This is a genomic window from Stenotrophomonas mexicanensis (assembly GCF_032911605.1).
Classification (GTDB): domain Bacteria; phylum Pseudomonadota; class Gammaproteobacteria; order Xanthomonadales; family Xanthomonadaceae; genus Stenotrophomonas; species Stenotrophomonas maltophilia_A.
The window spans coordinates 1-22,783 of record NZ_JAWJTG010000038.1 but is presented as its reverse complement, the minus strand read 5'-3'; the positions used below and the strand labels follow the sequence as shown (position 1 = coordinate 22,783).

Below are 22,783 nucleotides of genomic sequence, written 5' to 3'. Positions count from 1 at the left end.
CACCCTGCCTGCCCACAGGAAGCCAGCCTTTGCTTCGGCTGTTGCCGTTGCCGTTGATTCGGCAGGTGCAGGGCGCAGCCCTGCCGCACTCCCCTCTTCCAAAATGTGAAGGCCGCGCGGTGACGAGCACACCGCCCCTTCGGCTAACATTCGTCCATGCCGCACACCACCACGACTCCGCCCGCATTGCAGGATGGCGACCTGCTGGCCGCCATCGACCTTGGCTCCAATAGTTTCCACATGGTCATCGCGCGCTACACGCTCGGCCAGCTGCGGGTGATCGACCGCCTGCGCGAGACCGTGCGCATGGCCGACGGCCTGGACGGCAAAGGCGGGCTCTCCTCCGCTGCCCGGCAGCGCGCGCTGGAATGCCTGGCCCGCTTCGGCCAGCGCATCCGCAATGTACCGCCGCACCGGGTGCGCGCACTGGCCACCAACACCGTGCGCCAGCTGCGTTCACCGCAGTCGTTCCTGGTTCCCGCCGAAACCGCGCTCGGGCACGCCATCGAAGTGGTCAGCGGCCGCGAAGAAGCGCGCCTGATCTACCTGGGCGTGGCCCATGCACAACCGCCCAAGCCCGGCCAGCGCCGGCTGGTCATCGACATCGGCGGCGGCTCCACCGAATTCATCATCGGCATGGGCATGCAGACCCTGGAGCGCGAAAGCCTGCAGGCCGGCTGCATTGCCAGCACCCGGCGTTTCTTCCCCGGCGGCAAGCTGAGCAAGAAGCGCTGGAAGGACGCGCTGGCCGAGATCGGTCGCGAGTTCCAGCCCTTCGCCAGCAAGTACCGCGCGCTGGGCTGGCAGGAAGCGCTGGGTTCTTCGGGCACGCACAAGGCGATCAGCGAGATCTGCGCGACGATGAAGCTGAGCAAGGGCGCGATTACCGCCGAGGCCCTGCCGCAACTGCGCGACGAACTGCTGAAGGCCAAGAAGATCGACGACATCCAGTTGCCGGGACTGTCCAGCGACCGCCGCCCGATCATTGCCGGCGGCATCCTGGTGCTGGAGGCCGCCTTCCAGGCGCTGGGCCTACAGAAGCTGCTGGTCAGCAAGGCCGCGATGCGCGAAGGCATCCTCTACGACATCGTCGGCCGCGCTGGCGAGAACGATCTGCGCGATGAATCGGTGTCCGCGCTCAGCCAGCGCTACGGCATCGATACCGTGCAGGCCGACCGTGTGCAGGACACCGCGCTGTCACTGCTGGAACAGGTGCAGGAACGCTGGCGGCTCGATGCCGACGACGCGCGCATGCTCGGCTGGGCCGCGCGCCTGCACGAGCTGGGCCTGATGATCGCGCACAGCGGCTACCACGTGCATGGCAGTTACGTGCTGGAACACTCGGATATCGCCGGCTTCTCGCGGCAGGAACAGCAGATGCTGGCCGCGCTGGTGCGCAGCCATCGCCGCAGCGTGACCAAGACCGCCTTCGACGCCCTGCCCGAGCGCCTGCTGCTGACCGCTCGCCGGCTGGCCGCCCTGCTGCGCTTGGCGGTGCTGCTCAATCGTGCCCATGAGGACGATCCACTGCCGGCGTTGGAACTGACCGCCGACGACAACCGCCTGTCGTTGATCGTGCCGCAGGCCTTCATTGATGCCCGGCCACTGCTGCGCGCCGATCTGATCGGCGAGACCGACGGCATCGCCGGGCTGGGCATCCAGTTCCGGCCCTTCGTAGCCTGAGGCTCACGCTTTCCCGCGAGGGAAAGAAGGTCACACACCGTTACGGTTCGCGCATGCGCCCCCGGTTGACCTGCTGCGACGCAGCAGATCAAGTCGGGGGAGCGCATTCAGCGTTACAGCTAAGCGACTGCTTTTGTTGAGCTTTCGTGAAATCTGACGATGAAGCTTGGTACAAATCGACACGACCTCTTTACAGAGCATTAACCAACGAGACTACTATCGGGTCATCGGTCCGCTTGTGGGCGGCCGATTTCTTCGACGCCCCTTTTGGCGTCCCTGCACGACCTGAGAGAGAGAGAGAGCTCGTCATGACTTCACGTACCACCCCCCTGGGGCAGGCCATCCGCTACGCCCTGGCAACCACTGCGACGCTGGCCGCCCTGCCTGCGTTCGCCCAGAGTGGCAGCACCGCCGCGCCGACCACCCTGGATCGCATCGAGATCACTGGCTCGCGCATCCGCCAGGTGGACGTGGAGACCGCTCAGCCGGTCCTGGCACTGAGCCGGTTGGACATCGAGCGCCAGGGCTTCAGCTCGGTGGCCGACATCCTGCAGAACGTGACCGCCATGGGCAGCCCGGCGATCAGCCGTGCAAACGCACTGAGCTCGGGCGAAAACACCGGCGGCACCTACATCGACATGCGCAACCTGGGCGCGCAGCGCACCCTGGTGCTGGTGAACGGCAAGCGCCTGGGCATCAGCACCTCGGGCCTGCAGGACGTGTCCTCGCTGCCGGTGTCGGCGGTGGAGCGCATCGAAGTGCTGAAGGATGGCGCGTCGGCCATCTACGGTTCCGATGCGATGGCCGGCGTGGTCAACATCATCACCCGTTCCAACGTCAACGGTGTGACCGCCAACGTCTACCACGGCCAGTACAGCGAAGGTGACGGCGCACGCGATCGCTTCGACGTGGTGGGTGGCTGGAGCAATGACCGCGTGTCGCTGACCCTGGCACTGGAGCACTCCGAAGAAAAGAGCGTCTGGGCCAAGGACCGCTGGTTCAGCAAGTACGGCGTGAGCGACCGCCACCCGAACGATGCCTCCAACTGGACCACGCTGAGCCAGTGGGGCCAAGTCACCGGCCTGAAGGGCGGCCCGGGCTGCACCAACACCAAGGACGGCTGCGGCTATTCGCTCAACCGTGGTGCTGACCCGACCAACCCGGCCAACTACCACCTGACCGATGCCACCCCGTTCACCGGCGACGTCAGCAACGCCAACGAACAGATGCACGTCATGTATCCGCTCAAGCGTGATTCGGTGTACTTCGACGGTCGCTTCAAGATCACCGACCAGGTCAACCTGCGCACCGAATTCGGCTACAACAAGCGTTCAGCCGAGCGCCAGATTGCAGGCTACCCCCTGCAGTCCAGCTCGGTGTCCATCTCGGGCGACCCGACCGCCACCGGCCTGATGTCCAAGGACAGCTACTTCAATCCGTTCGGCAACCAGCACGGCTATGCCAAGCCAACCGACGTGGCCTGGAACCGCCGCACCTGGGAAATCCCGCGTGTGAGCACCAGCGAACTGAAGACCTACCGTGCGGTAGTGTCGCTGGATGGCAGCTTCGAGATCGGCCAGCGCTACTTCGACTGGGACGTGGGCTACCAGTACAACCGCAACGAGCTGACCGCTACCGCCACCGGCAACCTGCACAAGCAGCGCGTGCGCGATGCTGTGGGTCCGTCGTTCCTGGATCCGGCCACCGGCAAGGTGATGTGTGGCCGTCCGGGCGCGGTGATCAGCGGCTGCACGCCGTGGAACCCGCTGGTGCCCTACGGCAAGAACGATCCGAACGGGCTGACCGGCAATGAAGAACTGATGGCCTGGCTGTTCCCGGCGGAACGCACCACCGGCCGCACCACCACCAAGAACGCGTTCGCCAACCTGTCCGGCAGCATCATGACCCTGCCGGCCGGCGACCTGGGCTTCGCTTTCGGCGTGGAAAGCCGCAAGGAAGATGGCCGCTACACCCCCGATGCCCTGGCCCAGACCGGCGCCACCACCAACCTGGCCGCAGGCCCGACCGGTGGCAGCTACAACGTGAAGGAAGCCTACCTGGAGCTCAGCGTGCCGGTGCTGGCCGACCTGCCCGGTGCGCGTGAGCTGAGCTTCAGTGCCGCCACCCGTTACTCCAAGTACAACACCTTCGGCAACACGCTCAACAGCAAGTTCGGCTTCAAGTGGAAGCCGATCGACCAGCTGCTGGTCCGTGGTACCTGGGCAGAAGGCTTCCGCGCCCCGACCATCAACGACCTGTACGGTGGTGGTTCGGAAACCTTCGCGCAGTTCAGCGATCCGTGCGACACCGTGTTCGGCTCGGCCAAGGGGAGTGCCGAAGTCCGCGCGCGATGCGCACGTGACATCGCCGATGCCGCCAACTTCCGCCAGCTGAAGCAGGGCAACGCCCCGGTGACCACGGCGCAGGATGCGACCCCGACGCCGTTCGTGTCCGGTTCGAACCCGCTGCTGGTTCCGGAAACCTCGACCAGCAAGACGCTGGGCCTGGTGTGGAGCCCGACCTTCCTCAGCAACCTCAACGTGGCGCTGGACTGGTGGAAGATCCGCATCGACAACACCATCGTCGGTGACAGTCCGAACCAGATCCTGAGGGACTGCTACGAGCAGGGCATCGAATCGCGCTGCAGCCGCTTCAGCCGTGACCCGTCCAACGGCATCGTCACCGGCCTGAAGTTCGGCAACCGCAATGCCGGCTTTGCCGAGACCGAAGGTTACGACCTGGATGTCAGCTACCGCGTCGACACCAGCTACGGCAAGCTGAGCGCAGGCTGGACCAGCACCTACGTCAGCAAGAACGTCTACCGCTCCACCAACGATGTCCGCGAAGCGATCACGCCGATCAACGGCGTTGCCAACACCATCGGCACCGCCACCAGCCTTGCGTTCCGCGTGCGCTCGAACCTGGTGCTGGGCTGGGATGTGGGTGACTTCGGCGTCAGCTGGACGGCACGCTACTACTCCGGTGTGAAGGAGCGCTGCCTCAACGCCTCGCGTTATGCGGACGAATGCTCCGATCCGACCTTCCTGGCTCCGTGGCTGAAGTCGCCGACCGCGTACAACGAGCGCGGTGCCGTGACCTTCCACGACGTGCAGTTCCGCTACAACCTGCCGTGGGATGCCACCGTTTCGGTGGGCGCGAACAATGTATTCGGCAAGGAAGCGCCGGTGATGTACAGCAAGCCGAACTCGTCGTTCTCCTACTACGGTGGCTACGACATCGGTCGTTTCATGTACATGAAGTACCAGCAGCGCTTCTGATCCATCCGCGCTGTTGAAGCTCGACGACCACGGCCCTTCGGGGCCGTGGTTTTTTTTGCCTCCGCGCAGACTGTCGCTTTCCACATTGACCGTGATGCGTTCAATCAGGGACACGGTCCTCTGCGCTGCGTCCGCCGCGATGCCACAGGTTGGAGCAATCGATTGATTCGCTTCCGCTTTGTGCAGAAGCGTCACGGCCGTCTGCAGCGCTTTAGTCGCTTGCCCATACGTCTCCCCATCCATCTTCACTAGGTTCGAACATCCACCGCCGCGGTGGAGTTGACGCAGCCCCGCTTGGCTGTGTTCCGAAGACTTCGAAGACTGAGAGAGAGACCCATGACCATCCGTATTCCCGAGCTCGGGTTGGCGATCCGTCGTGCACTGGCGATGACGGCCACCACCGCACTCGCCGCCCCCGCATTCGCCCAGCACGCACCGGAAGCCACCACGCTGGACCGTATCGAGATCACCGGTTCGCGCATCCGCCAGGTCGACCTGGAAACCGCGCAGCCGGTGCTGACCATCAGCCGCGCCGACATCGAACGGCAGGGCTTCAATTCCGTTGCCGACATCCTGCAGAACCTGACCGCAACCGGCAGCCCGGCCTTGAGCCGTGCCAGCCCGCTCAGTGCGGGCGAGGCCGCAGGCGGCAGCTACGTGGACATGCGCGGCCTCGGCGCACAGCGCACCCTGGTGCTGGTCAACGGCAAGCGCCTGGGCATGACCACTTCGGGTTACCAGGATATATCCAGCATTCCCGCCGCTGCCGTGGAACGCATGGAAGTGCTGAAGGACGGCGCCTCGGCCATCTACGGTTCCGACGCGATGGCCGGCGTGGTCAACATCATCACCCGGCGCAACGTCCAGGGAGTGACCGCCAACGTCTACCACGGGCAGTTCAGCGAAGGCGATGGTGCCCGCACCCAGTACGACGTGGTTGCCGGCTGGTCGAATGACCGCGCTTCGATCAGTGTCGCCGCCGAGCATGTCGAAGAAAAGGGCGTTTGGGCGAAGGACCGCGGCTTCAGCGCCTACACCTATACCGATCGTCATCCGGACGATGGCTGGACCACGGTCGGGCAGTGGGGGCGCATCGTCGGCTTCAAGGGCCCGGGCTGCAGCAGCGCCCGTGGCTGCAGCTATTCGCTCGATCGCGGCAGCCAGCCGGGCGGGCCGGACAGCTTCCACCTCAGTGACAACACGCCGTTCACCGGTGATGTCAGCAACAGCAATGAACAGATGCACGTGCAGACGCCGATCAAGCGCGATTCGCTCTTCGTCGATGCACGCATGGATCTGAACGACCAGATCCGCTTCAACACCCAGCTGGCCTACAACCGACGCACCACCACGCGCCAGATTGCCGGCTATCCGTTCCAGTCCGGTGCGGCCGGCATCACGCCGATGTCCGCCGACAGCTGGTTCAATCCGTTCGGCAGCCACCACGGCTATGAACGCCCAAGCGACGTGCACTGGAACCGCCGAACCTGGGAGATTCCACGCGTCAGCACCAGTGAACTGACCACCTGGCAGGGTGTCGCAGCGTTTGAAGGCAGCTTCCAGTTCGCCGGTCGCGACTTCGATTGGGAAGCCGGCTACCAGTACAACCGCAGCGAGCTGGAGCAGCGTGCCACCGGCAACCTGCACAAGCAGCGCGTTGCCGATTCCACCGGTCCTTCGTTCTACAACCCGGCCACCGGCAAGGTGGAATGCGGTACACCGGATGCACCGATTGCCGGCTGCAAGCCCTGGAATCCACTGGTGCCGTATGGCCAGGATGACCCGTACGGCCTGACCGGCAATGGCGAACTGCAGGACTGGCTGTTCCCCGAGGAACTCACCCGTGGCCGCAACACCACCCGCAACCTGTTCGCCAGCCTCAGTGGCGGCCTTGCCACGCTGCCTGCCGGGGAACTGGGCTTCGCCCTGGGTGTGGAGAGCCGCCGCGAGGAGGGTCGCTTCATTCCCGATGCGCTGGCCCAGACCGGTGCCACCACTAATCTGGCGGCGGGCCCCACCGGCGGTGGCTACCGTGTCGACGAGGCCTATCTGGAGCTGAGCGTGCCGGTGCTGAGCGACCTCCCCGGTGCACGCCAGCTGACCCTGGACATGGCAACGCGCTACTCGGACTACACCACCTTCGGCGGAACCCTCAACAGCAAGTTCGGCATCTCGTGGAAGCCGATCGACCAGCTGCTGGTCCGTGGCACCTGGGCCCAGGGTTTCCGTGCGCCGACCATCTCGAATCTGTACGGCGGCGGCTCGCAGACCTTCACCACCGGCTTCCGTGATCCCTGCGATACGGTCTATGGTGCCGCCGCCAGCAGCCCGGAGGTACGTGCACGCTGCGCCGCCGACATCGCCAACGCGGACAGCTACCGCCAGCTCGGCCAGGGCAACGAGCCGATCACCGGCAGCAGCGGGCAGACGCCCCTGCCCTTCACCAACGGCTCCAATCCCGACCTGAAGCCGGAAACCTCGACCAGCCGCACGCTGGGCCTGGTCTGGAGCCCGACGTTTGCCGAAGGACTGAACATTGCGTTGGACTGGTGGAAGATCCGCATCGACAACACCATCGTCGCCGACCATCCCAACGACATCCTCCGCGACTGCTACGAACTGGGCATCGCCGAGCGCTGCGGCAGTTTCACCCGCGACCCGGAACTGGGCATCGTCAACACGCTCAACTATGGCAGCCGCAACAGCGGGTTCCGCCAGGCCGAAGGCTATGACCTGGAGATCGGCCACAAGATCGAAACGTCCTGGGGCACGCTGAGCGCCGACTGGAAGACCACCTATGTGGTCGCCGCGGAAGAACGGACCACCAACGAGGCGGATGCCCCGCCCATTCCCAGCAATGGCATCGCCAGCAACGGCGGCATCGGCTTCCGTGTGCGCTCCAACGCATCGTTGGGCTGGGAGCGTGGCAACCTCGGCCTAAGCTGGGGCCTGCGCTATTTCTCCGCGGCCAAGGAGCGTTGCCTGGATGCAGCCACGTATCCGGGTGAGTGCTCGCACCCGGGCCAGCGCGCGCCGTGGTTCAGTGGCAGCCGTGACTACAACCGTCGCGGATCGGTCACCTTCCACGACGTGCAGGCGCGCTACAACCTGCCATGGGATGCGACCGTCTCGATCGGTGCCAACAATGTGTTCGGCCGCCAGGGACCGGCCATGTACAGCCAGCCGAGCGCCAACTTCTCCTACTACGGTGGCTTCGACATCGGTCGTTTCATCTACATGAAATACCAGCAGCGCTTCTGATCCACCCCGCCATCTGCACGACCGCCATGGCCCTTCGGGGCCGTGGCTTCGTACAGGGACCTGACCACCGTCATCCCGTGGTCGCAAAGCGGTCATATCGGCTACATCGCCAGGCCCGAGCATGCCGGAAACCCGGAGGCCCGCCATGCGCTATGCCATCGTCACCGAGACCTACCCGCCGGAAGTGAACGGCGTTGCCCTCACCGTGCAGGGCCTGGAGCAGGGACTGCGCAATTCCGGCCATGACATCGACCTGATCCGGCCACGCCAGACCAGCGAAGCACTGGACTCGGCACCGGGCACGCTGCTGGTGCCGGGCGCCGCACTGCCGCGCTACCCCGGCCTGCGCTTTGGCCTGCCTGCACCGATCAGGCTCAACCGCCACTGGCAGCAGCAGCGTCCCGATGCGGTCTACATCGCCACCGAAGGCCCGCTGGGCTGGTCGGCGCTGCGCACCGCGCGCCGCCTTGGCATTCCGGTCGCCAGTGGTTTCCATACCCGCTTCGACGAGTACCTGCCCGACTACGGCGTGGCCTGGCTGCAGGCCGCCGCGATGCGCTGGATGCGCCGCTTCCACAACCAGGCCGATGCAACCCTGGTGCCCACCCGCGAGCTGCAGCAGTTCCTCGGTGAACAGGGCTTCGAACGCGTACGCCTGCTGGCACGGGCGGTCGACAGCCAGCAGTTCGATCCGGGCCGGCGCGACCCGGCGCTGCGCGAGGAATGGGGCGTGGACGGCAACGGCCTGGTCGCGATCCATGTCGGCCGCATCGCTGCGGAAAAAAACCTTGGCCTGGCGGTGAAAGCCTTCCGCCGCCTGCAGCAGATCCGGCCCAAGGCCCGCTTCGTCTGGGTGGGTGATGGTCCGGCCCGCGAAAAACTGGCACATGAAAACCCCGATTTCATTTTCTGCGGCATCCAGCGCGGCGAAGCCCTGGCAAGGCATTTCGCCAGCGGTGACCTGTTCCTGTTCCCCAGCCGCAGCGAGACCTTTGGCAACGTGACCCTGGAAAGCATGGCCAGCGGCCTGGCCACCGTCGCTTTCGACTACGGTGCGGCCCGCGAATACCTGCGTGATGGCGAGAACGGTGCGGCCGTGGAAAACGATGAGCAGTTCATCGAGGCAGCGGTGCAGCTGGCCGCCGATGATGCACGGCGCCGCGAATTCGGCAGCAGCGCCGCGCGTGCGATGAAGCGCCTGCATCCACAGCAGGTGGTTGCCGAATTCGATGCCCTGCTGGCCGAGCTGGCCCAGTCGCGGAGGAGCGGCCATGCGCACCACGCCGCTTGAGCTGCTGGCTGGCCGCGAGGCGCGGCTCTGCCGCCGGGCCAACCACTACTGCCGGCGTCGCCGCGTGCGTCGCCTGTTCTCGGTCATCAGCCGGCTCGGCGATGGCGTGTTCTGGTACGTGCTGATGGGCGCGCTGGTGGCGCTGGACGGCTTCGACGGACTGCGTGCATCGGTGCACATGGCCGCCACCGGCCTGGCCGCACTGCTGCTCTACAAAGGCCTCAAGCGCTGGACTCGGCGTCCCCGCCCGTATGCGGCCGATCTGCGCATCCGCGCCTGGGTGGCGCCGCTGGACGAGTTCAGCTTCCCCTCCGGCCACACCCTGCACGCGGTGTCGTTCACCATCGTCGCGCTGGCCTACTACCCGTGGCTGGCGCCGCTACTGGTGCCGTTCACCTTCGGCGTCGCGCTGTCGCGGGTGGTGCTGGGCCTGCACTACCCGTCCGATGTACTGGCCGCCACCGGCATTGCCATCCTGCTGGCATCGGCCAGCCTGGCCTGGTTGCCGCTGCCGGTGTAGCCCCCGGGGTCAGATCCCTTCGGTAGCGCCGGGCCATGCCCGGCGGTGGATGCCCTAGAATGCCTGCATGACCACGTTGTTCATTTCCGACCTGCACCTGGACCCCAGCCGTCCGGAGATCACCGACCTGTTCCTGCGCTTCCTGCGCGAGCAGGCGCCCGGCGCCGATGCGCTGTACATCCTCGGCGACCTGTTCGAAGCCTGGATCGGCGACGACACGCCCTCGCCTGCTGCCGATGCGGTGGCCGACGCGCTGAAGGTACTTTCCGACAGCGGCGTGCCGGTGTACTTCATCCGCGGCAACCGCGACTTCCTGCTCGGCGAAGACTATGCGCGCCGTGCCGGCCTGCGCATCCTGCCCGACCCGTGCGTGATCAAGCTGTACGGCCGCCCGGTGCTGCTGCAGCACGGCGACCTGCTGTGCACGGACGACATCCCCTACCAGCAGTTCCGTGCACAGACGCGCGACCCGGTGTTCCAAGCGCAGTTCCTGTCGCAGCCGCTGGCCGCACGCATCGCCTTCGCGCAGAAGGCACGCGATGCCAGCCAGGCCCGCCAGTCGGAAATGAAGCAGGATGATCGTGCGCAGTTCGAGTCGGTAACCGACGTGTCACCCGCCGAAGTCGATGCCACCTTCGTGCGCTATGGCGTGGACACCATGATCCACGGCCACACCCATCGCCCGGCGGTGCACACGCTGCAGGCCGGTGGCCGCGCCTGCAACCGCATCGTGCTGGGTGACTGGTACGAGCAGGGTTCGGTGCTGCGCGTGGATGCCGGCGGCTGGTCGCTGGATACGCTCGCGCGCGAATGATGGATCGCGGGGTGCCAACCAAGGTTGGCATCTACCAGGGCAGGTGAACGCACCCGGGTAGACGCCGACCTCGGTCGGCGGTTGGCCTCAGCGGAAGGCCGCGATGGTGGCCTTGGTATTGACCAGCACGCGCTGGTTGTCGGCGGTGCTGGCATTGCCCATCGGGATGCCGTTGTAGCTGATGTTCGGGTTGGACCAGTAGTTCAGGCGCGGGCAGCCGGCCGAGCAGTCATAAGCCATGATCGTGCGCCAGCGCGAACCGGAGGACGGCTCGTAGCGATAACCGTGCCCATAGGCATAGGGCGACGTGCTGGGATCACTGGCGATATCGTGCCGCGCACTCTGCAGGTGGCCGATCTCATGCGCGAAGGAGTAGTAGCCGGTCGCGCAATCCCAGTACACCGCCGCGAACGCCGTCGATGCCGTCGAACCGATGCCCGAGGCCAACCCGCAGTAGCTCGTGTTGTTGATCAGCAGCACGCCGACATCGGCCGCAGTGTTGTTGCGGCTGGTGTGGATGCTGTCCATGTAGCCGTCGCTGGTGTTGCGGAAGCGGGTCAGGTCCGTGGTGAAGTTGCCGGATTCGGTGTAACTGGTGGTTTCATAGCCGGCCAGCTGCAGGGTGATGCCCACGTTGCTGTTGACGTAGCCCTGGTTGGATTCGGCCACCGCCAGCTGCACCAGCGACTGCATGTTGCCGCCATAGGCCGTTACCGCTGCATTGGTTGCCACCACCAGCACGCGGATGGTGGCCGGGGTACCGGACGAGGCCTGCGCGATGCCGATGCGGTCATTGTTGCCCATCGGGATTTTCGGCAGCTGGTTGTAGTCGGCCGGATGATCGGCCGGCATCCGCGATTCATCCACTTCCACCAGTACATGGCGGTTGCCCAGTGGGCGCAGGCGATACAGCTTGCCGTCCTTGCGGATCGAACCGGTGAGGGTGTTGCCCGAACGCACCAGGATCACTGAGTTACCGGGATCATCCTGGCCATTCGAAGTGGCGGCAGTCAGCCGATCGGACGGCGAGCGCAACTGGCCGTACCAGATGCTGCCGCCATCGGGCAGGGCTTCCACCTTGCTGCGCACCGCCTGCACGCGCTGGCCAAGCAGTTCGAACTCCAGCTGCGGCTGCGCAGTGGCAGCAGCGTCGACACGCACTTCCTGTACCGTCGCGGTGGACGGGGTGGCCAGCAGCTTGCCCAGCGCGGGCTCACTGTTTGCCGATGCGCGGCTGATGACCGTCACCGGCTCGAACAACGGTGCCGCATGCGCGGCCGCTGCCACCGACAAACCCAACACCAGGCCACCTGCCGCTTTGCCAATCGATCTGGACAACATTGCGTCGCTCCTTGAATGATGTGAACAGCGTTGATGCAGCACGCCCGGGTCTACCGGGTCTGGCCATCTGGCCTGCGCGGGTCGTGTGAATTCAATAGAAGATGGGAATGAAAATCAGGAACTGTGATTGACCGCATCTGCGTTAAGTAAGGTCAAAAGCGTCACTACACTTCGCCAATACACCGCTTTCGCGCTACCGTGACGCAGCCACGACGGGGAATGCACATGGCACCATCGCAGGACACGGACGAAGATTTCGGCTTGCTGCGGATCGGCCTGTTCTTCGATGGCACCCGCAACAACGCACACAACCTGGCACGTGGTCGCCCACAGGTTCCGCAGCCACGCCCGGCGCAGCTGCGCGCGGATGATGATTCGACCTACCAGAGCCGGCTGACCAGCAGCTACGACAACGGCCTGACCAACATCGCTCGCCTGCAGCAGCTGTATCCGGACAGCCGCCGCGATGCGATGGCCGCTCCTTCGCTGTCGATCTATGTCGAGGGCGTGGGGACCCGCGATGATGCCGATGACGATCTGATCGGACTGGCCTTCGGCATCGGTGCCAGTGGCGTTCGCGCGAAAGTGCAGCGCGCGCTGCAGGTGCTGCTGCCGGCGGCACTGGCCGAGCTGTCCGCGCGCTGGCAGCGACCGCTGCGTGGCGTGCAGCTGGATCTGTTCGGCTATTCGCGCGGTGCTGCCGCGGCACGTGATATCGCAAACCAGCTGCAGGCCTGGGACAGCGCGCGCTGGCGCCAGCTGCTGCAGGGCGCCGGCCTGCCCTGCACTGCGGACTTCGCCGCCGTCACGCCGGTGCTGCGCTTCATCGGACTGTTCGACACCGTGGTTGCAGTCAATGGTGGCCGCGCCGATGAACACCCGCAGCTCGCCCTGCGCAGTGGCATCGCGGCACGCGTCGTGCAACTGGCCGCGCGTGACGAGCATCGCCAACACTATCCATTGACCAGCGTCGCGCCAACGTTCACCGAGATCGCCCTGCCCGGCGTGCACGCCAACATCGGCGGTGGCTACAACCAGCTGGAAGAAGGGCCCAAGCTGCTCAGCCGTCCGCGCAGGCAGCAGCTGCGTCGCCCAGCGGTTTCCGACTACCAGGTCCCTCCACTGGCGTTGCTGCAGGCCACCACGGCCTACGCCGAAACGCAGGCCGACGCCGAACGCTGGCGGCAGCAGCTGGGCGTGGGTGAAAAGGAGATCTGGGTGGACGTCTGGCACCAGTGGCAGCAGCAGCGTCGCGCCGGCAGCCGCAGCGTGCTGTTGTCGCCGTTGCTGTATGTGACCGCCGCGGTGGTGCTGCGTCGGCGCATCGACTGGCGTTACCAGCTGATCGCACTGCAGGTGATGCAGCAGCAGGCCATCGATGCTGGCGTGCAATGGACCGCCAATGTCGCTGGAGTTTCCGGCTGGGAGCTGCCGTCCGCCCTGCAGCCGATCGCACGCCGACTGGTGGCCGGACAGCCACTGACGCAGACACAGGAGGCGCTGCTGCGACGGCGTTACCTGATGCAGTCGGCGCACTGGAACTTCGATGCACTGGGCGACACCGCACTGACCTACGCCGCCGATGCCGGCGTCAGCGAACTGCCGTACCGGCCGGGTCCCGGCCTGTTCTACATCAACCGGCCAACGGTGGATGGCAAGCGCGTGGTGTTGCCGAACGCATGAAAAAAGGGGACGGAGGGGATTAAGTCGTTTGTGGCACAAACGACTTAATCCCCTCCGTCCCCTTTTCTTCAGCCGGCCTGTTCAACCAGGTTGGCCAGCTCATCCGCATCGAACCCGGCCAGCAGGCGCGCTTCGATGTTGAATGGCCCATGCAGGTAGCCGCCGGCGTACTCCACCAGCAGTTCCTTGAAGCGCGCACGCGGCTCGACAGCGGCGCGGTCGCAGTACCAGCGGTACCAGCGCGAACCGGCAGCGACGTGCGCCACTTCCTCGCGCAGGATCACTTCCAGCACATCGGCGGTTTCGCCATCGCCGACATTGCGCAGCTTCCCGATCATGCCGGGCGTCACGTCCAGGCCGCGCGCCTCCAGCACGCGTGGCACCAGTGCCATGCGTGCCAGGCCGTCATGGGCGGTCTTTTCGCACATTTCCCACAGGCCGTTGTGCGCTGGGAAATCGGCATAGTCGTGGCCATGCACCTGCAGGCGTTCGCGCAGCAGCATGAAGTGCCGCGATTCGTCGTCGGCACAGCTGACCCAGTCGGCATGGAACGCCGACGGCAGGCCACGGAAGCGGTATACCGCATCCCAGGCCAGGTCGATCGCGTTGAGTTCGATATGGGCGATGGCGTGGATGAAGGCGGCACGCCCTTCCACACCGCCCAGTCCACGCCGCGGCACTTCACGCGGATGCACCAGCACCAGCTGCGCCGGCCGGCCGGGCATGCGGATCGGCTCCGGCGGCGGTGCATCGGCCGCCACCTTCAGGCGGCCAGCACGGAACGCGGCGGCATAGGCCTGGGTCAGCGCCACCTTGCGCAGCGGGTCGGCTTCGGCCAGGCACTGCTGCGCAGCGCGCAGCAGGTCGCCACCAACGTCGGGTACATCGACCACGCCTGGACCTCAGGCGCGGCGCTTGTGCTTGGCGTCGTCCGAACGCAGCTGCTGGATGCGCTCGAAGTAGCCCGGCTCGATACCCGTCGGGTAGTGGCCGTTGAAGCAGGACGAATCGAAGTTGCGCAGCGCCGGGTTGCCCTCGCTCACCGCCGCTTCCATGTCTTCCAGGTCCTGGTAGATCAGCCAGTCGCAGCCCAGGTGGGCTTCGATCTCTTCCACGGTGCGGTTGTGCGCGACCAGCTCTTCGGCCGCCGGCATGTCGATGCCGTAGATGTTCGGGTAGCGCACCGGCGGTGCCGCGCTGGCCAGGTAGACCTTGCGCGCGCCCGCATCACGGGCCATCTGCACGATCTGCTGGCTGGTGGTGCCGCGCACGATCGAATCGTCCACCAGCAGCACCACGCGGTTGCGGAACTCCAGGTGGATCGGGTTGAGCTTGCGGCGCACCGACTTCACGCGTTCGCCCTGGCCCGGCATGATGAAGGTGCGGCCGATGTAGCGGTTCTTGATGAAGCCTTCGCGGTACTTCACCCCGAGCACGTTGGAGATCTCCAGCGCGGCATCGCGCGAGGTATCCGGGATCGGGATGATGGTGTCGATGTCGTGGTCCGGGCGCAGGCGCAGGATCTTCTCGCCCAGCTTGATGCCCATGCGCATGCGCGCCTTGTGCACCGAGACGTTGTCGATCATCGAATCCGGGCGCGCGAAGTACACGTATTCGAAGATGCACGGGGTGTGCTCGGCCGGCTCGGCGCAGATCTCCGAGAACAGCTCGCCACGCGCGGTGATCACCAGCGCTTCGCCCGGCTGCACGTCGCGCACGCGCTGGAAGCCCAGCACGTCCAGCGCGGCCGACTCGGAGGCGACGATGTACTCGTCACCTTCGGCGTGGCTGCGCTTGCCCAGTACCAGCGGACGGATCCCATGCGGGTCGCGGAAGGCGACCAGGCCCAGGCCCAGCACCACGCTGACCACCGCATAGCCGCCCTTGCAGCGGCGGTGCACGCCAGCCACCGCGCGGATCGCGGCTTCCGGGCTGAGCTGGCGCTGCTGCTCCAGTTCATAGGCAAATACGTTCAGCAGCACTTCGCTGTCCGAATCGGTGTTGACGTTGCGGCGGTCCTGTTCGAACACCTGCTGGCGCAGCGCTTCGGTGTTGATCAGGTTGCCGTTGTGGGCCAGCGCGATGCCGTACGGCGAATTGACGTAGAAGGGCTGTGCCTCGTCCATGCCTTCCGAACCGGCGGTCGGGTAACGCACATGGGCGATGCCGACGCTGCCTTCCAGGGTGGACATGGTGCGGGCATCGAACACATCGCGGACCAGGCCGGTGGCCTTCTGCACGCGCAGGCGGCTGCCGCTGGCGGTGGCGATGCCCGCCGCATCCTGGCCACGGTGCTGGAGAACGGTCAAGCCGTCATACAACTGCCCGGCGACGTTCTGGTTGCCGACGATTCCGACGATGCCACACATGGTGCGAGGTCTCCGCTGGGCTGTGCCCAGTTACAAGGAAGGTGGCCGTACCTGGCCGCGGTGGTCGCCGCGCGCGCGGTCGACGTTGGCCGGATCGCCCGGCTCGATACTGTCCGGCAGTGCAGGAGCGTCCGGGCGCACTTCGGCCGGATCGTAGGAATCGCCCTGTTCCGCTTTCGCAGGCCGCAGCCATCCGCTGCCTGCCACTACCTGGTTGAGGATGCCATTATCACCTGCCGCGCCCGGCTTTCCCAACCCGGCGCCTGCGTTCTTGCCCAACTCCATCAATGCAGATGGGGACAGCGCGTCGGTCGGCAAGGCCTTGGGCAGCAGATCGGCCCCGGGAACCTCCCAGTGCGGCAGTTTGCTGTTCATCCAGGCCACGGTCGGGTTCAGCAACGGACGCACCGCCGAGCGCTGCCACGAGGGTTCGGCGGTCAGCGGGGTGAAGCTGCCCAGCAGCAGCAGGACCGCGGCGATCAGGCCGCCTCGCACCGCGCCCAGCACCCCGCCCAGCAGGCGGTCCAGGCTGGTCAGCATGCTGCGGTGGACCAGGGCCTTGATGACCATGCCGATGACCGCGACCACGATCATCACGCCGATGCCGACCCCCAGGTAGCCACCGACGAAGTGTTCGCCACCGGGGGCCGCCGGAGCGGCCCACCAGTGGGCGGCATCATTGCCGAAGGCGAAGGCCGCCCACGCGGCCAGCAGCCACGACAGGGTGCCGATGACGATTCCGACGAAGCCGCGCAGCATCCCCAGCAGGGTCGAGGCGGCGATCACGATCAGCAGCACCACGTCGATCATGGCGCCCCGCTCCTTCGGCGGCGCTGGCAACGGGGCTGCGCGTGGGTCATGGGTGCGGTCGGACCATGCCGGCCACGCCGACCTTGGCGGCGACCTGCGCCTTCAGCTGCTCGGCGTCAGCGCGGTTGGCCACCGGCCCGACGCGGACGCGATGCAGGGTGCCCTTGTCCGTGCGCACCTGCTCGACGAAAGCGCTGAAACCAGCGGCACGAACCTTGTCGCGCAGGGCATTGGCATCGTTGGCCTGACCGAACGCGCCCAGCTGCACGGCAAAGCCGACGCCGCTGGCAGCTGGTGCTGCCGGTGTGGTCGGCGCCGTCGCCGGCTTGCTGGCGGTGGCCTCCGGCTTCGGTTCGGGCTTCGGCGCCGGCTTCGGCGGTTCCGGCTTGGCGGCCGGCGGCGCGGTCGCCGTTGGCGTGCTCGGCGGCAGGCTTTCGCTGCGGACCGGGTTGCCGCTGGCCGAGGGCGCAACAGCTGCGGACGGGGTGCTGGCGCTCGGCGCAGCCGGTGCCGGGGTGGCCGCAACCGGGGCACTGCTGCCGGCCGCCGCGTCCAGGGTGATCACTTCGGCCTTCACATCCGCACGGATCTTCACCGCCTGCAGGCGGGCCGCTTCGGCCTGGGCACGGTCGGCGTAAGGTCCAACGCGCACGCGCCATGCCTGGCGGCCGTTGATGGTGGCCGTTTCAGCGAAGCCCGGCAGCTGCGAGCGCTTCAGGTAGGCGATCACCGCATCGGCGTCGGCCTTGCTGCCGTAGGCACCGAAGGTGACCGCATAGTTGCCGGCGGCGACTGCCGGCGAGGTGTCCACGGTCGGCGGCGTAGCCGGCGTGGCAGCCTCCTGCAGCGGCTTGGCCTGCCCGGTCTGCAGGCCGGTGGCACCACCGGCCGGGGCGACCAGAGGCAGCTCACGGGTTTCGAACTGGCCATCGGCCGGCGCATCCGGCGCGGCGATCGGCACATTGGCGACACCGCTGTCGGGTGCGGGTCCCTTGACCAGCATCGGCAGGAAAATCACGGCCAGTGCCACCAGCACGATGGCACCAATCAGACGCTGTTTCAGAGGCGTATCCACGTGAGGCAGGCAACTGTCCGGAGATTGCCGTCGATTATACGGGTGCCGGACCGGCCGGCGTCGGCGTTGGCTGAACGCGGATCAGGCGTCGCCCCGCAGCCACTGCAGGGCCGCAGCGGCGGTATGGAAGGAGCCGAACACCAGCACCCGATCACCCCGCTCAGCCTGGGCCAGCACCTGCGCCAGGGCCTGTTCGACGCTATCGGCCAGCGGTGCCTTGGCCGCCACCGTACCGCTCAGGCGTGCCTGCAGCTGAGCGGCGCTCTGCCCACGCGGACCGTCCAGCCCGGCCAGGGTCCACTCGCCCACCACGTCCTGCAGGGCCTGCACCACACCCGCCGCGTCCTTGTCCTGCAACGCGGCGTACACCGCCAGGGTGCGGCCGGCTGACACTTCGGCCTTCAGCGCACGCGCCAGCTGGCCCGCCGCCTGTGGGTTGTGGCCCACGTCCACGCGGATCTGCACGCCGTCGCGCTCCAATGCCTGCATGCGGCCGGAGATACGCGCTGCTGCGATACCGGCAGCCCACGCCGCACGCGGCACCGGCTTGTCCAGCGCGCGCAGGGCGGCGATGGCAGCACCGGCATTGGCCAGCTGGATCGGGCCGGCCAGCGCCGGGGTCGGCAGCTCCATGCGCAGGCCGACGTCGCGCCAGCGCCAGCGCTGGGCGTCGATCGGCTCGTAGAAGTAATCGCTGCCGCCGCGGATCGCGTTGGCACCGACCAGATAGGCACGCGCCAGCACGCTGGACGGCGGATCGGTCTCGCCCAGGATCACCGGCTTCCAGCCGCGGATGATGCCGGCCTTCTCGGCGCCGATCGCTTCGCGGTCCTCGCCCAGCCACTCGGCATGGTCGATGTCCACGGTGGTGATCACTGCCACGTCGGCGTCGACGATGTTGACCGCATCGAGGCGGCCACCCAGGCCCACTTCCAGAACCGCCAGGTCCAGCCCGGCGTCGGCGAACAGCTGCAAAGCAGCGAGCGTGCCGTACTCGAAATAGGTCAGCGTGGTGTCGCCGCGTGCCGCTTCGACGGCATTGAACGCAGCAACCAGCGCCGCATCGTCGACATCCTGGCCATCGATGCGCACACGTTCGTTGTAGCGCAGCAGATGCGGCGAGGTGTAGGCACCCACCTTCCAACCGGCAGCACGGCCGATGGCCTCGATGAAGGCCACGGTGGAGCCTTTGCCGTTGGTGCCACCGACCACGATGGTGCGCCCGGCCGGCGCGCCAAGACCCATCGCCGTGGCCACGGCGCGCAAGCGCTCCAGGCCCATGTCGATGGTCGCCGGGTGCTGGCGTTCAATGTAATCCAGCCAATCGGCCAGGGTGGTCGGGGTGTTCGTCACGGCAGTGCTTCCAGCAGGTACAGGTGGTTCGGTGTGGCGGGTCAGAGTGCGCGGTGCTTGGCTTCGCCGAAGAACGGCGTGTGGTGGGCGCAGTCGTTCAGGCGCACCACTTCCAGGCTGTCCAGGTCGGCGCCTTCGAGCAGGTTGAGCGTGGTCGGCGCCTGGCGGAAGGTCCACAGGCGGGAAATCGGCAGGCCCAGCACCTTGCACAGGATCACGCGGTTGACCGCATCGTGCGCAACCACCAGCAGGGTGTCGTGCTCGCCGAGGCCTTCGGTGGCACGGGCCAGGCCACGCCAGCTGCGTTCCAGCACCAGGCGCAGCGATTCGCCACCGGGCATCAGCACGGTATCGGGCTCCTCGCGCCAGGCCTGCAGGCGCGACGGATCCTTTTCGTTGATCTCGCTGGCGAGCAGGCCTTCCCACTCACCGTGGGCGATTTCCTGCAGCTCCGGCTCGGTCAGCAGCATGTCGGCACGCGCGGCGCCAAGCGCCAGCTGCGCGGTGCGCTGGGCGCGCGACAGCGGCGAGGCGACGGCACGGGTGATGTCCACCGAGGCCAGGCGGGCACCCAGTGCCTGGGCCTGGGCTTCACCGATCGGCGAAAGCGGAATATCGATCTGGCCCTGGTAGCGGCCTTCGGCGTTCCACGGCGTTTCGCCGTGGCGGGCAAGCAGGATGCGCATGCGTGCAAGGGGTCCTGGGGGGAGGAGGTTTCCGCGTTTCGTTCACATCCTGTGAAGTACGCGGAACAGGGATGATACCTGTTCGGCGCACCGGGCCGGGCCGGGCATGAAAAAACCCCGCGACGTGGGTCGCGGGGTTTCGGAAACTCCGGCTATCTGGTCGAGGTTGCCGGCCAGCGGCCGGCACTACCCTCGGTACAGGCAGTAGATCCACGCCATGCGTGGAGGGACCGCCCGGAACCGCGAACCTTACTTGACCAGGTTCAGTTCCTTCAGCAGCTGCGGCGCCGGCGCCACTTCCTGCATGATCCACTGCATGTAGCGGCTGTCGACGGCGATCATGCGGGTCATCACCGGGTCGAACACCCAGTTGGAGCTGACCGATTCCCAGTTGCCATCGAAGGCCAGGCCGACCAGCTTGCCGTTGGCATCCAGCACCGGCGAACCGGAGTTGCCGCCGGTGATGTCCAGGTTGGACAGGAAGTTCACCGGCACCGAACCAAGGCGCTTGTCTTCCAGGCCGCCGTAACGCTTGGCCTTGACCGCATCGAGCAGCGCCTTCGGCGAATCGAACGGATCTTCACCGGTTTCCTTCGCCGCCACGCCTTCCAGGGTGGTGAACGGGGTGTACTTCACACCGTCCTTGCCATAGCCCATGACGTTGCCGAAGGTGATGCGCAGCGACAGGTTGGCATCCGGATAGACGAACTCGCCCTGGCTCTTCTTGTAGTCGGCCACGGCCTGCAGGTACAGCGGGCGGGCGGTCAGTGATTCGCCTTCGCGGATCTTCTTCTGCTCTTCCTGCTTCAGCAGTGCCGGCATGACGGCCACGGCGTACTGGATGGCCGGATCGCTGCTGGCTTCAAACGCGGCACGGTCGGCCTTGAACCACTTCAGGCGATTGTCCAGGCTGCCCAGCTCGGTGCCGCCCAGCTTGTTCACCAGCGACTTGACCGCAGCGGCATCGCTGCCGGCCAGCCACTTGTTCAGCACTTCGTTGTCGCGCTGCGCGGCCGGCAGGGCCACGTACTGGTCCAGCCAGTAGGTCTGCAGCTGCTGGTCCATCTTTGCCACGTAGCGACGGTCCATCTGCTTCAGGCCACCTTCGATGGTGGTCAGGTCGCGTTCCTGGTAACCGGCTTCGCGTTCGGCATCCGGCTTGCTGCGCTCGATCGACAGGCGATACAGGGTGATCGCCGCGCCGACGGCCGAGGTGTTGTTGAACTGGCCGACGAACAGGTCGCGTTCGCGGGTCGACTTGCTGGTATCCAGATGCTTGAGCAGCTGCGCGTGGGCGGCCAGGGCCGGCTTGCCGGCAGCACCCTGCTTCTTCAGCCAGGCCAGCACGGCGGCTTCTTCAGCCTGCTTCTGGCCGGCGGCGTCGATGCGCTTGAAGCCTTCCAGCTGGCCCAGGTAGTTCTTGGCCACGTTGTTCATGCTGGCGGCGGTCGCTGCGTACTTCACCTTGACGTCGGCGTCGGCCTTGCCGGCGTCGGCGATCATTTTCAGCACTGCGTTGTAGTGCTTGGCGATGGTCGGGTAGGTGAAGCTGGCGGTTTCGTTGAACTCACCGGCCAGTGCATAGCGGTTGGTGCGGCCCGGGTAGCCGGCCACCATCACGAAGTCGTCGGCGCCCAGCGGCTGGTCGGCGAACTTCAGGAAGTGCTTGGGCTGGTACGGCACGTTGTCGGCAGCGAAGGCGGCCGGCTTGCCGTCCTTGCCCACATAGGCCCGGTAGAACGAGAAGTCGCCGGTGTGGCGCGGCCACATCCAGTTGTCGACGTCGCCACCGAACTTGCCGACGCTGCCCGGGGGCGCGTAGACCAGGCGCACATCCTTGATTTCCATGTTGCGGAACAGGCGGTAGGTATTGCCGCCGGAGAAGCTGTACAGGCGGCAGCGGAAGCCGGCATCGGCTTCACAGGCGGCGACCTGGGCCTTGTCGAAGGCGTCCAGCGCGCGGCTGCGGGCCAGCGGATCGTTGCCGGCGCCAGCAATGGCGGCCTTGGCCTGGGCGGTGACGTCGGTGATCTGGTCGAGCACGAACACGCGGGCGTTCGGGCCGGCACTCAGTTCGTCCTTCAGGGTCGGCGCATTGAAGCCGTCCTTGATCAGGTTCTTCTGCGCGGTCGAATTCAGCTGGATGGCGCCGTAGGCGCAGTGGTGGTTGGTGACCACCAGGCCCTGCGGCGAGACGAAGCTGGCGGTGCAGCCGCCGAGGGCAACGACGGCGCCCATCGGGTCGCCGGTCAGGTTGGCCAGCTGTTCCGGGGACAGCTTCAGGCCGGCCTTCTGCAGCGGGCCGGCGATTTCCGGCAGCTGCTGCGGCACCCACATGCCTTCAGCGGCATGGGCGACCTGGGCCAGCCCGAGGCTGGCGACGATGGAGAATGCAAGCAGGTTCGAGCGCATGGAGCGGCCCCTGGTAGTGGAACCTTCGATTGTAGCCCGCCGCCCTGCCCCGGCCCGAACCCCGGAAGTCATGGGCCTGCTTCTTGCTCTGCCAGGCGCACGTCGGCCGCGCACACGGAAATCGTCCAGAGGGGGCGTGGTCACCCTGGACGGGACCGTTGGCGCCATGGATGGCGCCATCGAGCACCATGGAGGGGCTTTTGCGTG

At 66.5% G+C, this 22,783-nt stretch carries 15 protein-coding genes; 7 read left to right on the top strand and 8 right to left on the bottom strand.

Features of this window, described 5'->3' with window-relative positions:
* Positions 1-156: 156 nt before the first annotated feature.
* The 6 genes from ppx to lpxH all read left to right on the top strand — a co-directional run bounded on the left by ppx (position 157) and on the right by lpxH (position 10,847).
* The gene (ppx, locus tag R1L06_RS15500) at positions 157-1,683 is read left to right on the top strand and encodes an exopolyphosphatase (protein ID WP_010483920.1); all 1,527 of its coding nucleotides are present in this window, start codon (positions 157-159) and stop codon (positions 1,681-1,683) included.
* A 308-nt stretch (positions 1,684-1,991) separates the two neighbouring features.
* Positions 1,992-4,961: a TonB-dependent receptor domain-containing protein gene (locus tag R1L06_RS15495; protein ID WP_317218152.1), complete on the top strand. Its 2,970-nt coding sequence runs from the start codon at positions 1,992-1,994 to the stop codon at positions 4,959-4,961.
* Between the two features lie 336 nt (positions 4,962-5,297).
* Positions 5,298-8,222 (top strand): TonB-dependent receptor domain-containing protein, encoded by a 2,925-nt coding sequence (locus R1L06_RS15490; protein ID WP_317218151.1) that lies wholly within the window; start codon positions 5,298-5,300, stop codon positions 8,220-8,222.
* Positions 8,223-8,367: 145 nt separating this feature from the next.
* Positions 8,368-9,513 (top strand): glycosyltransferase family 4 protein, encoded by a 1,146-nt coding sequence (locus R1L06_RS15485; RefSeq protein WP_032129074.1) that lies wholly within the window; start codon positions 8,368-8,370, stop codon positions 9,511-9,513.
* On the top strand, positions 9,494-10,033 hold the full coding sequence (locus tag R1L06_RS15480) for a phosphatase PAP2 family protein (RefSeq protein WP_049400923.1): 540 nt from the start codon (positions 9,494-9,496) through the stop codon (positions 10,031-10,033). Before R1L06_RS15485 ends, R1L06_RS15480 begins: the two co-directional genes overlap by 20 nt.
* 67 nt (positions 10,034-10,100) lie before the next feature.
* Complete coding sequence (lpxH, locus tag R1L06_RS15475) at positions 10,101-10,847, top strand: UDP-2,3-diacylglucosamine diphosphatase (RefSeq protein WP_317218150.1); 747 nt, start codon at positions 10,101-10,103, stop codon at positions 10,845-10,847.
* An 87-nt stretch (positions 10,848-10,934) separates the two neighbouring features.
* Here the strand turns inward: lpxH and R1L06_RS15470 are convergent, their stop codons facing one another.
* Positions 10,935-12,188: a zinc-dependent metalloprotease gene (locus R1L06_RS15470; RefSeq protein WP_049400924.1), complete on the bottom strand. Its 1,254-nt coding sequence runs from the start codon at positions 12,186-12,188 to the stop codon at positions 10,935-10,937.
* 225 nt (positions 12,189-12,413) lie between these two features.
* On the opposite strand from R1L06_RS15470, the gene R1L06_RS15465 reads away from it, so the two are divergent.
* Positions 12,414-13,871: a T6SS phospholipase effector Tle1-like catalytic domain-containing protein gene (locus tag R1L06_RS15465; RefSeq protein ID WP_317218149.1), complete on the top strand. Its 1,458-nt coding sequence runs from the start codon at positions 12,414-12,416 to the stop codon at positions 13,869-13,871.
* Between the two features lie 68 nt (positions 13,872-13,939).
* On the opposite strand, the gene R1L06_RS15460 is transcribed toward R1L06_RS15465, so the two are convergent.
* The 7 genes from R1L06_RS15460 to R1L06_RS15430 all read right to left on the bottom strand — a co-directional run bounded on the left by R1L06_RS15460 (position 13,940) and on the right by R1L06_RS15430 (position 22,576).
* A complete protein-coding gene (locus tag R1L06_RS15460) occupies positions 13,940-14,764 on the bottom strand; it encodes a ferritin-like domain-containing protein (protein ID WP_317218148.1) in 825 nt (274 codons plus the stop codon).
* A gap of 9 nt (positions 14,765-14,773) precedes the next feature.
* On the bottom strand, positions 14,774-16,240 hold the full coding sequence (gene purF, locus R1L06_RS15455) for an amidophosphoribosyltransferase (RefSeq protein ID WP_032129068.1): 1,467 nt from the start codon (positions 16,238-16,240) through the stop codon (positions 14,774-14,776).
* Between the two features lie 30 nt (positions 16,241-16,270).
* Entirely contained in the window at positions 16,271-17,050 is a 780-nt protein-coding gene (locus R1L06_RS15450) for a CvpA family protein (protein ID WP_049400926.1), read from the bottom strand.
* Positions 17,051-17,096: 46 nt separating this feature from the next.
* The gene (locus tag R1L06_RS15445) at positions 17,097-18,125 is read right to left on the bottom strand and encodes an SPOR domain-containing protein (RefSeq protein WP_049400927.1); all 1,029 of its coding nucleotides are present in this window, start codon (positions 18,123-18,125) and stop codon (positions 17,097-17,099) included.
* 81 nt (positions 18,126-18,206) lie between these two features.
* On the bottom strand, positions 18,207-19,478 hold the full coding sequence (gene folC, locus R1L06_RS15440; RefSeq protein WP_317218147.1) for a bifunctional tetrahydrofolate synthase/dihydrofolate synthase: 1,272 nt from the start codon (positions 19,476-19,478) through the stop codon (positions 18,207-18,209).
* Between the two features lie 41 nt (positions 19,479-19,519).
* On the bottom strand, positions 19,520-20,164 hold the full coding sequence (locus R1L06_RS15435; protein WP_010483945.1) for a histidine phosphatase family protein: 645 nt from the start codon (positions 20,162-20,164) through the stop codon (positions 19,520-19,522).
* A 249-nt stretch (positions 20,165-20,413) separates the two neighbouring features.
* Positions 20,414-22,576: a S46 family peptidase gene (locus tag R1L06_RS15430; protein ID WP_317218146.1), complete on the bottom strand. Its 2,163-nt coding sequence runs from the start codon at positions 22,574-22,576 to the stop codon at positions 20,414-20,416.
* Positions 22,577-22,783: the final 207 nt, after the last annotated feature.